Below are 15,355 nucleotides of genomic sequence, written 5' to 3'. Positions count from 1 at the left end.
ACCCGTAATCATTGAAGATGCTTGATTTTATCCGAAATGGAGATCATTATCCTCGCTATGAAAATATTTAACCTCAGCTTCGTTTAAAAATAGCGATATCACAATCCCGTAAATTCAAGCTCGGTTTTTTAGGTTGGAATGTATAAGCAATTAGGCCAGCGACGATTTCCAATAAAAAACCGAGCTGACTGCGGTGTCTTGAATGCTCTATCTGAGAAATATTTTTAAGCTGATCTATGACCGTTTCTATCAAAAATCACCTTCTTAACATCAGCTTATCCCAGAGATATAACGCTTTTGTCTTCATTCTTCATGTTACTACGGACATGAGTGATTAACGTGCTTCCAGTTCATCGCACAAGGCCTGTGACAAATACCCTTTATCGCCATATAAACACCCTGTTAACCCTTGTACCCGCGCTTTGACAGGATGACGCTCATCTTTATTTCCTGAGGTCAACTTAACCGCCAAAAGTTCACCACAATTATTGATAACCAGATGAAGTTTAAAGCCATAAAACCAGCCGGTATTGGTTTTCCCTCGCTGTGCGACGCCTTGAAATACGCGATGACGGGGAATACGGAGATTGTGGCAAACGGCAATTTTGGTTGAATCAATAAAAGCGATCCCCTGGGTTTCAGCTTTGCGTGACGAAAGAAAAGCACAGAGAGGAATGAGCGCCCTTTGCTTTAAGGTTAACATGCGGGTGTAGCTGACCAAGCGGGGAAAATCGGCCTTAAGATAGTGTTTGACATGCTGAATATAAAACGTTTTAAAATCACGATAATGGCTCATGTGGAATAAAATGAGGAGCGTCATCACTTCACTGAAAGAAAGGGAAGCTTCGCGGCGACGTTTGAGCAAACCATTTTCAATTAACTATTGATGCCAGAGAGGAATAAATTTTTGGCAAAAGTCATCGACGCAGCAGTAAAGTTCTTCTAAATTAAACATGCCTGAGGATCTCCACGATTTTGTTTTATCTAGCAAAAACTTTGATCGTGCCTCAGGCACTTAGTTCGCTTCTTAAGCAAACCTCAGGTTAATTATGTTGGATTTATTGTTTTTTAGAGTTAATGGTAAAGTGAAAAATAGTCGAAATAACTATTGAAGAAATTAGTAATATTGTAAATCCAGAAATGATGTCTTCAACGCCAACACCTAAATAAATAGTATAAAAAAGGATGATCATAGTAATAAATACATAAATACCTGATTGCATACCCAAAGTATAAAGAGAGTTTTTTGAATATAATCCTAGATAAGAGAAAAAAATAGGTTGCATAATGGTATTAGCTAAAAATACCATAATTGTGAATAGCAAATAGAGTATGCCAGAATTTGTTATAATGCCAAGTAAACAGAATCCGAGAGAGAATAATTGCATGATATTGCCTATCATGATTCTTTTGGTTAAAAGTGCAGATTTAATGACATGATCCCAATTGCACAGGGGAACCATATAATCAGTAATATGATATACATTTGAATTATATCAATATGCTCAAAATATTTTGTTCGCATTGATGGCATAATCATTAAGGATAGGAAAAAGCAAACATTGATTATAACTAAACTGGAAAAGTCAAAGAAAACAGCTAATTTATTGGTTGTTTTCACAGGATATTTAATATTGTGTTTTTGTTTTTTTAAGTTATTGTTTTTTAAATTGTTGTTTTTTAAATTATGACTTTTAAAGTCAGTTAAATAAATAATTGAAGCAATAGAGTAAATAAAAGCAGAAAAAAAGTCTGCTGATGTACGGGAATTTAAACTTAAAAGAGAGAAAATAACAGGAATTAAAAATGGTAGACTTAATAACGCCAGGCTTAAAATAGAAAAATTACTATTCGTTTTCTTTTCATTTCCTGTGGTTATAAGAATATTTCTTCCCATTGTGACAATAAATCCACTTATTACTCCCCATAATATTCTATGCAGAGTATCCAGCCAAATTGGAATAAGTATTGTTTCTCTTACAAAGAGAATGCAGTTTATCGTTGCTATTAATAAGAAGAAGCCAAAAATATTTTTTTCAAACAAAGCAATATTCATTTTTCGAATAAAAAAGGATATGGTCATACATCCCAGAGATAACCCTAATAAATAAGAAAAAATAGGAATATAAGCGTTTAAAATCATTCCTCCGCTTTTAAGCACGGTATCTACCCAAATCATGAGACCCGATGAGCCGGTAATATTTGCGGCACTTAATAACACACTAAGCACGACAGCTCTATTATTAAACATGGTGATGGTTTTCCTTTATTTAGTGCTTATTTGTGCCATTCTATTAATCTCATTATGCTATTATTGATCTTGAAGAAAAGGATATAGTCATTTTTCATATTAATATCAATATCATCAACTAAAGTTGTTTAAAAAAGTGATTTTAACACTGAATTATTATTGATTAAATAACTTGATTTAAGACGACGTCTTTACGGCGGGGAGCAGTCACGATCCTGTTTACATGACAGAGTCAACTTGATAGTGGCAATATTTGATTTGATGCGACGACTTAGCTGGTAAGGTAATTATCCCTGATTTGGGAAGGGTTGAGTTTTCTGCTGTTGCCAGCGAGGATAACTAATAATTCCTTTAAAAAGAGATAAATAAGTTATGGCAAAGATAGGTATTTTTGTTGGTACTGTTTATGGTAACGCGCTCGCTGTTGCAGAAGAAGCACAGCAGATCCTTGAACAACAAGGTCACGATGTAGAAGTCTTTGAAGAGGGGGAGCTGGAACAATGGCAATCCTATCTCGATCAAATGGTTTTAGTTATCACTTCAACGACTGGACAAGGGGATTTACCCGATAATATTCAACCTCTTTATTATGCCTTGCGAGATGAACTGGGTTATCAGCCAGAATTACGCTATGGTGTGATCGCCTTGGGTGATAGCAGTTACGAGAATTTTTGTGGTGGTGGCCGCACTTTTGATGAGTTACTACAAGAGCAAGGAGCAATAAGAATCGGTGAAGTTTTGATGGTGGATGCAGTGGAGGAAGCTGAACCGGAAGTTTTTGCTCAGCCTTGGATCAGACAATGGGGAGAGTTAATTGAATAATTACAATACACCGCTTATACCGAATAGGATATAGGCGGTGTAATTAATAGAACCGTTTTATTTACGGGTTAGTTTTTCCAGATCGGCTTCAATCTCGGCAATCTTGTTGGCAACAACGTGTTCAAGATGACGCAGGTCGTCAAGGATTTTGTGTTTCAAATCGATTTCTACTTGGTCACGTTTGCAAATCTGATCCAACTCTTCAATCACATAACGCAGGTTGGTATTGATTTCGTTGATCTCTTTGTATCCTTGCTCTGCATTGTTTGCAGTCACAGTCTTGCGCTGACGCGGATATTTGAATTTCACGCTTTTAGCAAAGAATTCACCTTTATCCTTACGAAAATAGATTTTCAGAATATCGTTGTTAGCTTCTTGACGCAGACTATAGCGGTCAATTTCTTCGGGATATGTGATCCCCAGACTCTTTAAGTTATCGTACATGGCACCACCTTAAGGGTATTTTTCCCAGTAGGTTATTCTATGCGTCATTTTGAATCCGGATCGTCTCCAAATACCTTACGTACTTTGTGTACGTTTCGGAGCGTGCATGTTGTCCGTATTCAAACTGTCTATATTAATAACACTAACTGAGGTTGGTAATGATGATAAAAAGCAAAAAAATAGCGGACTTATTTATTATCCGCTATTTTAAAGTTTAATCTATCGATCTGAGGAGTTCATTAATGCCCACTTTTCCTCGTGTTTTGGCATCCACTTTTTTGACAATGACAGCACAATACAGGCTGTAACTACCATCTTTTGATGGGAGGTTGCCAGAGACAACAACAGAACCCGCAGGGACACGACCATAATGAATTTCGCCTGTTTCACGATCATAGATTTTGGTGCTTTGACCAATATAGACACCCATTGAAATCACTGAACCCTCTTCGACAATCACACCTTCTACAATTTCAGAACGGGCGCCAATAAAGCAGTTGTCTTCAATGATGGTTGGGTTCGCTTGTAATGGTTCCAATACACCACCGATACCGACACCGCCGGATAAATGGACATTTTTACCAATTTGGGCACAGGAGCCGACTGTTGTCCAGGTATCTACCATTGTTCCTTCATCAACATAAGCGCCGATGTTGACATAGGAAGGCATCAGTACGCAGTTACGGGCAATAAAGGCCCCTTGACGTGCTGCCGCAGGAGGCACTACACGAAAGCCCTCTTTTTCAAATCTTGCCTGATCATAGTCAGAGAATTTCATCGGAACTTTATCGAAATAACGGCTTTCTGTGCCATCAATGATCTGATTTTCATTAATACGGAAAGAGAGCAGTACAGCCATTTTTAGCCATTGATGAGTGACCCACTGACCGTCAATTTTCTCTGCAACGCGTAGCTTTCCACTATCCAGCAGGTTGATGACTTGAGTAACTGCATCACGTGTTTCATGGTTGACGGTTGCTGGAGTAAGCGTTGCACGGTTTTCAAAAGCATTTTCGATAATGGATTGTAATTGCTGCATTGCATCGGGTTCCTTGGTTATCGTCCGAATCATGGGCTTATACCCGTCATCTTTCAAGTTGCCTCTTTGTTGGCTGCACTCACTCACCCCGGTCACATCGTTATCTATGCTCCCGGGGATTCGCTCCCTTGCTGCCGCGATGCATCTTGAAATCCATTAGGGTATATATATTGAGTTATATTTTATCCTTTGGATTTAGGGTTGCTGTCAACCTTTCTGACAATTCTTCTCTGACTTTTTTATTTAATGCCTTGTGGTCTTTATCTGCCAGCACAAAAAAATCTTCGACACGTTCACCGATGGTGGTGATGTGTGCACCATGCAGTGAAACCCCCATTTCGGCGAAAATATTACCGACCCTTGCCAGCAATCCCGGTTGATCCAGGGCAAATAGTTCCATATAGGTTCGTCGTTCATTATGGGTAGGCAAGAAGGTGACTTTTGTTGGTACGTTGAAGTGACGCAGTTTGGTTGGCAATTTTCGTGTTTTCGGTGTTTTGGTGTGAGGAGCCAGAACAACTTGTAAAAGTGCGTCACGTATTATTTCATGGCGATCTGATGCTAAAGGATGACCATTGGGTTCCAGTACCACGAAAGTGTCCATTGTCATACCATCACGATTGGTAAAGATCTGAGCATTATGAACACTCAGGTTACGTCTATCCAGTTCGCCGACAACCGCCGCAAACAGGGAAGGACGATCTACGCTCCAGATAAAAATTTCTGTACCGCCACGGGTTGGCTTGGTACTTATCAGTATCAGTGACTCTTGAGAATCATGTTGCACTAAATGACGGGCGTGCCAGGCAAGTTGTTTTGGCGTATGACGAAGAAAATAATCTGCATGACAACGACTCCAAAGCTGATGAAGTTTCTGTTCGTTAATATTATCCTGGCGCAACAGAGCAAGTGCCTGGAAACGGTTATGACGGATGCGTTCCCGAAAATCTGGTGTATTTCCCTGGCGCAATTGATTCTCTGTAGAGAAATAGAGTTCCCGTAACAAACTCTGCTTCCAACTATTCCATAGGTTGACATTGGTGGCGCAGATATCAGCGACTGTCAGGCAGATCAGGTAGCGTAACCGGGTTTCATTGAGGATTTGATGGGTAAATTGCTTGATGATTTCTGGGTCCTGAATATCTCGCCTTTGAGCCGTGACTGACATTAACAGATGATGACGAACCAGCCAGGCTACTAAATCAGCTTCTCGTGAGTTAAGCCCATGTTGCAGTGAAAACGCGAGCGCATCGTCAGCGCCAAGTTCAGAATGGTCACCGGTACGCCCTTTGGCGATATCATGAAATAGTGCAGCAAGATGTAGGAGTTCTGGTTGAGGCAGACGAGGGTATAGCTCAACACAGAGTGGATGGGCTGGACGATTATTCTCATCGGCAAAACTTTCCAGTTTTCTCAGTACGCGGATGGTATGTTCATCGACGGTATAGGCGTGAAACAGATCAAACTGCATCTGACCGACGATATTGCCCCAAAGCGGTGTGTAAGCGCCAAGGACACTGTGACGATGCATGGGCACAAATGCGCTTTCAACCGCCCTTGGGTGACGTAGGATATCCATAAAGATTTGGCGAGCTTCCGGTAATTCACACAATGGCTGAGACAGGTTGCGGCGTGCATAACGGAGGTGGCGTAACGTAGTAGAATAAATACCTTGAACTTCTTCATGTTCCGCCATGCGATAAAACATTCGCATAATAGCGGCGGGTTCTTTGATAAACAGGGTTTCATCAATAAGATCAATAAGTTGTCCCCGTAGTTGGAATTCACTATCCAACGAGCGGGACTTTTCATGGGTTTCCAATGCCAGAATGGCTTCATCAAACAGTTGCAGTAGCATATTGTTGAGTTCGCTAACGCGGCGTGTCATCCGGTAGAAATCTTTCATCATTCGTTCTACCGGTTGATTACGCTCTCCGTGATAGCCTAGTAATTGAGCAATACTGAACTGGCGATCAAATAACAGACGATTATCATAACGATTGACTATCAGATGAAGAGCAAAGCGGATACGCCAGAGGAAACTTTGGCATTCATTTAATTCATTACGTTCTTCTGCTGTCAGGAAACCAAAGTCGACCATTTCATCTACGGAGGTTGCACCAAAATGGCGGCGGGCAACCCACAGTAGGGTATGAATGTCTCGCAATCCTCCGGGGCTGCTTTTGATATCAGGTTCCAGGTTATAACTGGTGCTGTGATAGCGCTGATGGCGTTCGTGTTGTTCGACAATTTTGGCATCAAAGAATTCAGTGGAAGGCCAAAAACCATCACTGAAGGTATGTCGCTGTAATCGAAGAAAAATGGATGGATCGCCACAAATTAACCGTGATTCGATTAAATTCGTCGCAATAGTCAGATCTGATAACCCTTCCAGCAAACACTCTTCAAGTGTGCGGACACTGTGGCCGACTTCCAGTCGGATATCCCATAGTAAAGTGATAAATTGTCCGACATTCTGAGCTTGAGGCGGTGTGAGTGGTTGTTCACTGAGTATCAACACGTCGATGTCAGATAGCGGATGCAGTTCCCGCCGGCCATATCCGCCGACGGCAATCAATGAAAGTGATGAAATTTTATCAAATCCATAGGCATACCATAATTGTTGTAATAACTGGTCTATGTAATCACTGCGTGCAGAAATCAAGGCTTCTGCGGAAATACCCGCTTTAAATGCATGTTCCAGCCAAAGCTGAAATTCTTCGAGGTGCTGTTTCAACACAGGGTAGCGAAGATCTTCACTGGAAAAATCAGCGGGAGAAAGTGGCGGGATAGGGGCTTGAATTGTGGCGATATCTGCTGACATAAGTATAAACCTATGAGAAAGGCGAATCATAACGGCCAGATTACTGAGAAAGTAGGGTGTTGAACAAGGGGATATTGCGGAGAAAAGATTTAGAAGCCTTGTATGATTTCAACAAGGCTTCATAGTTTGCTGTTTTAATTATTCATTTACCAAGACTGCGGAAAGCGTTGGCTCTTCTTCTTTACGCAATGTCATGATTTCGCAGCCGTTATCAGTAACAACGATGGTATGTTCATACTGCGCAGACAGGCTGCGGTCCTTGGTTTTGACTGTCCAGCCATCTTTCATGGTACGGATGTGGTAGTCACCGGTGTTAACCATTGGCTCAATAGTGAAAGCCATACCTTTTTGCAGAACAACGCCACCATCATCTGCATCATAGTGCAATACTTGTGGTTCCTCGTGGAAGCCTGCGCCGATGCCGTGACCGCAATATTCACGGACCACAGAAAAATCGTTGGCTTCAACAAATTGTTGGATGGCTCTACCAAGGGTGCGCAGACGAATACCGGGTTTCACCATTTTCAAGGCTAGATAGAGGCTTTCCTGAGTGATGCGGCACAGGCGCTCACCCTGAATGGTTGGTTTACCAACTATGAACATTTTTGATGTATCACCGTGGAAGCCCTCTTTGATGACAGTCACATCGATATTAACAATATCGCCATCTTTCAAGGTCTTATCATCACTTGGGATACCATGACACACTACGTCATTAACAGAGATACAAACAGATTTTGGGAAACCGTGATAGCCAAGGCAGGCAGAGACAGCCTGTTGTTTATTGGTAATGTGATCGTGACAGATACGATCTAATTTACCTGTTGTTACACCGGGTTTGACGTAAGGTTCAATAATTTCCAATACTTCTGCCGCCAGTCGACCGGCGACGCGCATTTTTTCAATATCTTTAGAGGTTTTAATTGAGATTGCCATGAAACTTGTCCATTCAAAGCCAGCGAATCTGCTGGTTGTCTGTTTTTCAACAAGGAAAAAATTATTGAACTAATGGTATCAGCCTACAGAATATCTGCCAATAACAGTTGGCAGCCCTATTTCCCTCGTTACCTTTATTTACTCATCAAGAATACCGTTCGTAACCGGGCTTTTCTTTCCACATTGAGCTATCAGAGAATGGCAACAAAAGTTGGTGTCTTAGGCCGGTTTATGATATAAAGCGCGCCGGCGTTCTGTGTATTTGCCACTGAGGCAAAACAGGGTGGCGTTAAACATACTCACTGTGTAAATAACACACACGGGTCGGCACATACACCGGGGTGCTCTCATGCAGAACATGCAGCTAAAGAGTCGGTGTTATGGGGCTCGTGGAGGCATAACCCCAACTTAATATTTTACAGAGGTTTACAATGGCAACTGTTTCCATGCGCGATATGCTGCAAGCGGGCGTTCACTTCGGTCACCAGACTCGTTACTGGAACCCAAAAATGAAACCATTCATCTTTGGTGCTCGTAACAAAGTGCATATCATCAATCTGGAAAAAACTGTTCCAATGTTCAACGATGCGTTAGCTGAACTGAACAAAATTGCTTCACGCAAAGGCAAAATTTTGTTTGTTGGTACTAAGCGTGCTGCGAGCGAAGCGGTTAAAGAAGCAGCTCAGAACTGTGATCAATACTTCGTTAATCACCGTTGGTTAGGCGGTATGCTGACTAACTGGAAAACCGTTCGTCAATCCATCAAACGTTTGAAAGATTTAGAAGCACAGTCTCAGGACGGTACTTTTGACAAACTGACCAAGAAAGAAGCGTTAATTCGTTCTCGTGAACTTGGTAAGTTAGAAAATAGTCTGGGTGGTATCAAAGATATGGGCGGCTTACCTGATGCTCTGTTTGTTATCGATGCTGAACATGAACACATTGCTATCAAAGAAGCAAACAACCTGGGTATCCCAGTATTCGCTGTTGTTGATACTAACTCTGATCCAGATGGTGTTGATTTCATCATCCCTGGTAATGATGATGCAATCCGTGCAGTAAAACTGTATCTAGGTGCTGTTGCTACTGCTGTTCGTGAAGGTCGTTCTCAAGATCTGGCTGTTCAGGCAGAAGAAAGCTTTGTAGAAGCTGAATAATAAGGCAAGCTCATTATTGAGCCCTTATTAACCAGGTATTGAAATATATTGGTTAGGGGGGCCTGTTATGGCCCCCTTTTACGTATCTGATATAAGAACTATCCATGCGGAATACTCTCTTCCTGCGGGATACATCGAGGAATAAAACAAATGTCTGGAATTACCGCTGCTTTGGTAAAAGAACTGCGTGAGCGTACTGGCGCAGGTATGATGGAATGTAAAAAAGCGCTGGTTGAAGCTAATGGCGATATCGAATTAGCGATTGACAACATGCGTAAATCAGGTCAAGCGAAAGCGGCTAAGAAAGCTGGCCGTGTTGCTGCTGAAGGTATCATCCTGGCGGAAGTGGCTGCTGATAGCAAATTCGGCGCTCTGGTTGAGCTGAACTGTGAAACTGATTTTGTTGCCAAAGATGCAGGTTTCATTGCTTTCGGTAAAGAAGTTATGGCAACAGTATTGGCTGATAAAATCTCTGATGTTGAAACTCTGAAAGCTAAGTTTGAAGAACAACGTACTGCACTGGTTGCTAAAATCGGTGAAAACATTAACATTCGTCGCGTTTCTATATTAGAAGGTGAACAACTGGGTACTTACCTGCATGGTGCACGTATCGGTGTTCTGGTTGCGGCTGAAGGCGCTGGCGCTAATGAAGAGCTGATTAAGCATGTGGCTATGCACATCGCTGCGAGCAAGCCAGAATATGTTAACCCAAGTGATGTACCAGCTGATGTTGTTGATCGTGAGCACCAAATCCAACTGGATATCGCAATGCAGTCTGGTAAGCCACGCGAAATCGCAGAGAAAATGGTTTCTGGCCGTATGAATAAATTCACAGGTGAGATTTCTCTGACAGGTCAGAATTTCGTGATGGATCCAAGCAAAACAGTTGGCGATCTGTTGAAAGAAAACACTGCTACAGTGACCAGCTTCATCCGTTATGAAGTGGGTGAAGGTATTGAGAAAGTTGAGACTGATTTCGCAGCAGAAGTTGCTGCAATGAGTAAATAGTCTTAATTTTTACAAACAGGGCCGCCAAATGGCGGTTCTGTTTTATCTAATCTAAATCGCCTATCCCAGTAGGTGTTGAGTTTTTGCATCTGGTCAGAATGGCTCGGATGTATGTAAATCCCCAATATACTTTTCTGCTTAGGACAGAACATCATGGCAACCAATGCAAAACCCGTATATCAGCGTATCCTGCTTAAACTCAGTGGAGAAGCCCTGCAAGGTGCAGAAGGTTTTGGTATAGATGCCAGCGTGTTAGATCGCATGGCTCAGGAGGTCAAAGAACTGGTTGAGTTAGGCGTACAAGTCGGTGTCGTCATTGGCGGTGGTAATCTGTTTCGTGGTGCTGGCTTGGCAGAAGCAGGGATGAACCGTGTAGTCGGCGACCACATGGGCATGTTGGCAACAGTGATGAATGGTCTGGCAATGCGGGACGCATTACATCGCGCCTATGTGAACGCCCGTCTAATGTCTGCAATTCCTTTAAATGGCGTTTGTGATAACTATAGTTGGGCAGAAGCGATTAGTTTATTACGTCATGGTCGTGTTGTTATTTTCTCTGCGGGTACCGGCAATCCGTTCTTTACTACAGATTCGGCAGCGTGTTTGCGTGGTATTGAGATTGAAGCAGATGTTGTGCTAAAAGCAACTAAAGTAGATGGTGTTTATTCAGCTGATCCGGCTAAAGATTCGGAAGCGGTATTGTTCGATAAGCTCTCTTACCAACAGGTATTAGAGCGTGAATTGAAAGTTATGGATTTGGCGGCATTCACGCTGGCTCGTGATCACAGCTTACCTATTCGCGTATTTAACATGAATAAGCCGGGAGCGTTGCGTCGTGTGGTAATGGGGGAAAATGAAGGCACCCTGATTTCTCACGAGTAATGTTCAAAGACACCAGAGATGTTTAGCGGTATGATGAGTCGCCTGATACGCCAAATTTAACAAACATGGTCATAATAGCTTATGGCTTTAAAACAACCAGTTCCCAAGGGTTTGTAACGTGATTAATGAAATCAAAAAAGACGCACAAGACCGTATGGAAAAGAGCGTCGAAGCACTTAAAAACCAAATCAGTAAGGTTCGTACTGGCCGGGCTTCTCCTAGTCTGCTGGATGGTATCACTGTTGAGTATTATGGTACACCAACGCCTTTGCGTCAGCTTGCTAACGTCGTCGCTGAGGATGCACGTACCCTAGCTATCACGGTATTTGATCGTACTATGACGCCGGCGATTGAAAAGGCAATCATGGCTTCTGATTTAGGGCTGAATCCATCTTCTGCGGGAACAACAATCCGTGTTCCTTTGCCACCATTGACAGAAGAGCGCCGCAAGGATCTGATTAAGGTGGTTCGTAGCGAAGCTGAGCAGGGGCGTGTCTCTGTGCGTAATATTCGTCGTGACGCTAACGACAAAATCAAAGCACTGCTGAAAGACAAAGAGATCAGTGAAGATGATGAGCGTCGTGCGCAGGATGATATTCAAAAGCTGACGGATAATTTCATCAAAAAAGTTGATGAAGCTTTGACGAAGAAAGAAGAAGAACTGATGGAGTTCTAATCTCTTTCATAAGATATATACCCTATGGATTTCAAGATGGATCGCGGCGGCAAGGGAGCGAATCCCCGGGAGCATAGATAACTATGTGACCGGGGTGAGAGAGTGCAGCCAACAAAGAGGCAACTTGAAAGATGACGGGTATATCAAGCGCTGCTATCTTGTGGCGCTATTTTTGTTCGGCATTTCTCTGAAGTCATGAGCGTTCATAGCCAGGCAAATCAGACAAGTATCAATACACATCAAATAAAACAATTCAGAGCATCAGTATGAAAAGGTTGACCATCCTTGGTTCCACAGGTTCCGTAGGCAAAAGTACACTTACTGTAGTTCGCAATAATCCTGATAAATTCAAAGTAACAGCGCTTGCCGCTGGAAAAAATATCCAGGTTATGGCAGAGCAATGTCTGGAGTTTCGGCCTCAATATGCTGCAATGGCGGATGAAGTTTCCGCAAAAGAGTTGCGTCAGCTGCTTATTGAACAAGGTTGTAAAACCGAGGTATTTTTCGGGGAACAGGCTGCGTGTGATTTGGCTGCTTTGAATGATGCAGATCAGGTTATGTCTGGGATTGTTGGTGTGGCTGGTTTATTGCCAACGCTGGCTGCCATCCGGGCGGGTAAACAGATTTTACTTGCTAATAAAGAGTCGCTGATCACCAGCGGTCGGTTTTTTATGGATGCTGTAGCGAAACATAATGCTCAATTATTACCCATTGATAGTGAGCATAATGCTATTTTTCAGAGCTTACCAGAGGTAATACAACGAAACCTTGGGCGCGGAGATCTAAAACAATATGGAATTGCTAATATCATTCTGACAGGATCTGGCGGGCCTTTTCGTCATACCCCTTTGGAGCAATTAGCTTTTGTAACACCGGACCAGGCTTGTGCTCATCCGAATTGGTCGATGGGGCGTAAGATTTCGGTAGATTCTGCGACAATGATGAATAAGGGCTTGGAATATATTGAGGCGTGTTGTCTGTTCAATGCCTCTGCTGCGGAAATGGAAGTAGTAATCCATCCTCAGTCAGTCATTCACTCTATGGTCCGTTATCAGGATGGCAGCGTTATTGCTCAATTAGGAACACCGGATATGTGTACACCCATTGCCTATGCAATGGCATACCCAAATCGTATTGCTTCTGGTGTTGAACCTCTTGATTTTTGTTCTTTAGGTACACTGACGTTCTCGAAACCAGATTATGAACGGTATCCATGTTTGAAACTGGCTATTGAAGCTTGCCACGCAGGTCAGGCTGCAACCACGGCGTTGAATGCAGCGAATGAAGAAATCGTTAAGATTTTTTTACAAAATGGAATCTCTTTCACAGATATTGCAATTATAAACCGGCAGGTTGTAGAAAAACTAAATTTGCCGGAACCTCAGAGCATTGAGGAAGTCTTACAGATTGATAATCTCGCAAGAGATTTAGCTATAAAGATTATTCGTTCATTTATCAGATAGTCTTTGATTGGCAAATGGGTATTTGTCCGCATTTTTACCTGATGGTATAGTTTGCGTATAACTGTTGGTTGATATAATTAACGGTTCAGATTTTGGAAGTTCTCTTCCAGATAATTAGGCTTTTACCCAAGCCGTGGATACCAGACACGGCTTTTTTATGTTTGGATGCCTGAACTTGTAAGAGAATTACCTTGACCAGCAAAGGATTAATTGAGTGATATTATCCAGCGATCATCATCAGAACGATTTATCGTCATTATTACCTAAACATGTTGCCATTATTATGGATGGTAACGGCCGTTGGGCAAAGAAACGAGGGAAATTAAGAGCCTTTGGTCATCGTGCAGGGATTAAAGCGGTACGTAGTGCGGTGAGTTTCTCGGCTAAACATAAAATTGAGTCACTGACGTTGTATGCTTTCAGTAGTGAAAACTGGAATCGGCCGGAACAAGAAGTCAGCTCTTTAATGGAATTATTTATTTTTGCACTAGATAGCGAAATCAAAAGCTTACATAAGCATAATATTAGATTATCTGTTATTGGTGATATCAGCCGGTTCAGTGAGCGTTTACAGGATCGAATCCATCGCTCAGTCAAGTTGACCGCTAATAATACGGGTCTGCAACTTAATATTGCTGCAAATTATGGTGGTCGTTGGGATATTGTTCAAAGTGTTCAGAAAATTGCTCAGCAGATTAAGGATAATTCCCTTGAGCCACAGGATATTACTGAAGAATTAGTTAATAATTATATGAATCTAAGCCAGCAGCCTCAGGTTGATTTGGTCATCAGAACCGGAGGTGAACATCGTATCAGTAATTTTCTGTTATGGCAGATAGCTTATGCAGAATTCTATTTTACCGATATACTCTGGCCTGATTTTGATGAAAACGTTTTTGAAGGTGCAATTAATGCCTTTGCCAAAAGAGAACGCCGGTTTGGCGGAACAATACCAGACGATGCCGATGTGGGATCATAGGAGGAACTCTTGCTGAAGTACCGCCTTATAACGGCTGTGATATTAATCCCTCTTGTGATTGCCGCTCTGTTTTTGCTGCCACCAGTAGCGTTTGGGTTGGTGATTATTGCTGTTTCAGCCCTTGCTGCATGGGAATGGGGGCAATTCGCTGGCTTATTTAACCAAAAGAAACGGGCTATTTTGGCCGTTCTGTTTGCTATTGGTTTATTGGCCTTACAATATACTCTGCCAGATTTCACTGATTTGATTGGACAACCACAAATCACTTTTATCTTATGGGGGGGAATGATTTGGTGGATTGTCGCGACGCTTCTGGTTGTTACCTATCCTTCTTCCGCTGTAATTTGGAAGAGCTCCATTTTATTGCGCCTTTTGTTTGGTGTCCTGACATTAGTGCCGTTTTACTGTGGAATGATGGTGTTACGGACTCAGGGATATGATGATAATTCATATTATGGTGCATGGTGGTTATTGTATGTCATGTTGCTAGTGTGGGGAGCGGATTCCGGTGCTTATCTCTTCGGACGTACTTTAGGTAAACGTAAAATGGCACCGAAAGTTTCTCCAGGAAAAACGCTGGAAGGATTAATGGGGGGGTTAATGACAGCGGCCATTATTTCATGGTTGTTTGGGAAATATGCTCCAGTACCTGCAATGCCTGAAAAACTCATGTTGTGTTCTGCTATTGTTGTTATCGCTTCTGTATTTGGTGATTTGACTGAGAGTATGTTCAAACGTGAATCGGGTATTAAGGATAGCAGCCAGCTAATTCCGGGACATGGCGGTGTTATGGATCGTATTGATAGCCTGACGGCTGCGATCCCTGTTTTTACTGGCCTAATGTTGCTGGTATTTTGATCTCTATGTTTGACGG

Annotated in this window: 14 protein-coding genes and 1 pseudogene; 8 read left to right on the top strand and 7 right to left on the bottom strand. The window is 42.3% G+C overall.

Going from position 1 to position 15,355, the window contains the following annotated elements:
- Positions 1–73 precede the first annotated feature (73 nt).
- The 3 genes and pseudogenes from LGZ98_RS17070 to LGZ98_RS17060 all read right to left on the bottom strand — a co-directional run bounded on the left by LGZ98_RS17070 (position 74) and on the right by LGZ98_RS17060 (position 2,251).
- A pseudogene (locus LGZ98_RS17070) lies at positions 74–820 on the bottom strand (IS982 family transposase).
- Positions 821–1,058: 238 nt separating this feature from the next.
- Complete coding sequence (locus LGZ98_RS17065) at positions 1,059–1,388, bottom strand: hypothetical protein (RefSeq protein ID WP_113044001.1); 330 nt, start codon at positions 1,386–1,388, stop codon at positions 1,059–1,061.
- Between the two features lie 26 nt (positions 1,389–1,414).
- Complete coding sequence (locus LGZ98_RS17060; protein ID WP_262978316.1) at positions 1,415–2,251, bottom strand: hypothetical protein; 837 nt, start codon at positions 2,249–2,251, stop codon at positions 1,415–1,417.
- Between the two features lie 372 nt (positions 2,252–2,623).
- Between LGZ98_RS17060 and LGZ98_RS17055 the strand changes: the two genes are divergently transcribed.
- Positions 2,624–3,073, top strand: coding sequence for a flavodoxin (locus LGZ98_RS17055; RefSeq protein WP_113044003.1), 450 nt, complete (start codon positions 2,624–2,626; stop codon positions 3,071–3,073).
- A gap of 57 nt (positions 3,074–3,130) precedes the next feature.
- On the opposite strand, the gene LGZ98_RS17050 is transcribed toward LGZ98_RS17055, so the two are convergent.
- The 4 genes from LGZ98_RS17050 to map all read right to left on the bottom strand — a co-directional run bounded on the left by LGZ98_RS17050 (position 3,131) and on the right by map (position 8,316).
- A complete protein-coding gene (locus tag LGZ98_RS17050) occupies positions 3,131–3,517 on the bottom strand; it encodes a DUF3461 family protein (RefSeq protein ID WP_011145044.1) in 387 nt (128 codons plus the stop codon).
- A 214-nt stretch (positions 3,518–3,731) separates the two neighbouring features.
- Complete coding sequence (gene dapD / locus LGZ98_RS17045) at positions 3,732–4,556, bottom strand: 2,3,4,5-tetrahydropyridine-2,6-dicarboxylate N-succinyltransferase (protein WP_113044004.1); 825 nt, start codon at positions 4,554–4,556, stop codon at positions 3,732–3,734.
- 175 nt (positions 4,557–4,731) lie between these two features.
- Positions 4,732–7,380 carry a bifunctional uridylyltransferase/uridylyl-removing protein GlnD gene (glnD, locus tag LGZ98_RS17040; RefSeq protein ID WP_113044005.1) on the bottom strand — a complete coding sequence of 883 codons (2,649 nt, stop codon included), beginning with the start codon at positions 7,378–7,380 and terminating at the stop codon, positions 4,732–4,734.
- Between the two features lie 138 nt (positions 7,381–7,518).
- Positions 7,519–8,316 (bottom strand): type I methionyl aminopeptidase, encoded by a 798-nt coding sequence (gene map, locus LGZ98_RS17035; protein WP_113044006.1) that lies wholly within the window; start codon positions 8,314–8,316, stop codon positions 7,519–7,521.
- A gap of 431 nt (positions 8,317–8,747) precedes the next feature.
- Between map and rpsB the strand changes: the two genes are divergently transcribed.
- From rpsB to cdsA, 7 genes are all read left to right on the top strand, one after another.
- Positions 8,748–9,473: a 30S ribosomal protein S2 gene (gene rpsB, locus LGZ98_RS17030; protein ID WP_112879142.1), complete on the top strand. Its 726-nt coding sequence runs from the start codon at positions 8,748–8,750 to the stop codon at positions 9,471–9,473.
- A 150-nt stretch (positions 9,474–9,623) separates the two neighbouring features.
- A complete protein-coding gene (gene tsf / locus LGZ98_RS17025; RefSeq protein ID WP_113044007.1) occupies positions 9,624–10,481 on the top strand; it encodes a translation elongation factor Ts in 858 nt (285 codons plus the stop codon).
- 153 nt (positions 10,482–10,634) lie between these two features.
- Positions 10,635–11,363 (top strand): UMP kinase, encoded by a 729-nt coding sequence (gene pyrH / locus LGZ98_RS17020; protein ID WP_112879144.1) that lies wholly within the window; start codon positions 10,635–10,637, stop codon positions 11,361–11,363.
- Positions 11,364–11,481: 118 nt separating this feature from the next.
- Entirely contained in the window at positions 11,482–12,039 is a 558-nt protein-coding gene (gene frr / locus LGZ98_RS17015) for a ribosome recycling factor (RefSeq protein WP_113044008.1), read from the top strand.
- 266 nt (positions 12,040–12,305) lie between these two features.
- Positions 12,306–13,502, top strand: a complete 1,197-nt coding sequence (ispC, locus tag LGZ98_RS17010) for a 1-deoxy-D-xylulose-5-phosphate reductoisomerase (RefSeq protein WP_228900885.1) — start codon at positions 12,306–12,308, stop codon at positions 13,500–13,502.
- 283 nt (positions 13,503–13,785) lie between these two features.
- Positions 13,786–14,481, top strand: coding sequence for a (2E,6E)-farnesyl-diphosphate-specific ditrans,polycis-undecaprenyl-diphosphate synthase (ispU, locus tag LGZ98_RS17005; RefSeq protein ID WP_228900898.1), 696 nt, complete (start codon positions 13,786–13,788; stop codon positions 14,479–14,481).
- Positions 14,482–14,490: 9 nt separating this feature from the next.
- Positions 14,491–15,339, top strand: a complete 849-nt coding sequence (gene cdsA, locus LGZ98_RS17000; RefSeq protein ID WP_112879147.1) for a phosphatidate cytidylyltransferase — start codon at positions 14,491–14,493, stop codon at positions 15,337–15,339.
- Positions 15,340–15,355: the final 16 nt, after the last annotated feature.

It is taken from the genome of Photorhabdus kayaii (genome assembly GCF_025384895.1).
Classification (GTDB): domain Bacteria; phylum Pseudomonadota; class Gammaproteobacteria; order Enterobacterales; family Enterobacteriaceae; genus Photorhabdus; species Photorhabdus kayaii.
Note: the sequence above shows the minus strand (reverse complement) of the source record. Positions and strands in the feature narration are given on the sequence as shown.

What these genes read in the sequence shown, in the direction of transcription:
- dapD (WP_113044004.1), bottom strand. Translation starts at nt 4,556, where the DNA reads ATGCAGCAATTACAATCCATTATCGAAAATGCTTTTGAAAACCGTGCA.
- LGZ98_RS17065 (WP_113044001.1), bottom strand. Translation starts at nt 1,388, where the DNA reads ATGCAATTATTCTCTCTCGGATTCTGTTTACTTGGCATTATAACAAAT.
- glnD (WP_113044005.1), bottom strand. Translation starts at nt 7,380, where the DNA reads ATGTCAGCAGATATCGCCACAATTCAAGCCCCTATCCCGCCACTTTCT.
- map (WP_113044006.1), bottom strand. Translation starts at nt 8,316, where the DNA reads ATGGCAATCTCAATTAAAACCTCTAAAGATATTGAAAAAATGCGCGTC.
- pyrH (WP_112879144.1), top strand. Translation starts at nt 10,635, where the DNA reads ATGGCAACCAATGCAAAACCCGTATATCAGCGTATCCTGCTTAAACTC.
- rpsB (WP_112879142.1), top strand. Translation starts at nt 8,748, where the DNA reads ATGGCAACTGTTTCCATGCGCGATATGCTGCAAGCGGGCGTTCACTTC.
- ispU (WP_228900898.1), top strand. Translation starts at nt 13,786, where the DNA reads ATGGATGGTAACGGCCGTTGGGCAAAGAAACGAGGGAAATTAAGAGCC.
- LGZ98_RS17055 (WP_113044003.1), top strand. Translation starts at nt 2,624, where the DNA reads ATGGCAAAGATAGGTATTTTTGTTGGTACTGTTTATGGTAACGCGCTC.
- tsf (WP_113044007.1), top strand. Translation starts at nt 9,624, where the DNA reads ATGTCTGGAATTACCGCTGCTTTGGTAAAAGAACTGCGTGAGCGTACT.
- ispC (WP_228900885.1), top strand. Translation starts at nt 12,306, where the DNA reads ATGAAAAGGTTGACCATCCTTGGTTCCACAGGTTCCGTAGGCAAAAGT.
- LGZ98_RS17050 (WP_011145044.1), bottom strand. Translation starts at nt 3,517, where the DNA reads ATGTACGATAACTTAAAGAGTCTGGGGATCACATATCCCGAAGAAATT.
- LGZ98_RS17060 (WP_262978316.1), bottom strand. Translation starts at nt 2,251, where the DNA reads ATGTTTAATAATAGAGCTGTCGTGCTTAGTGTGTTATTAAGTGCCGCA.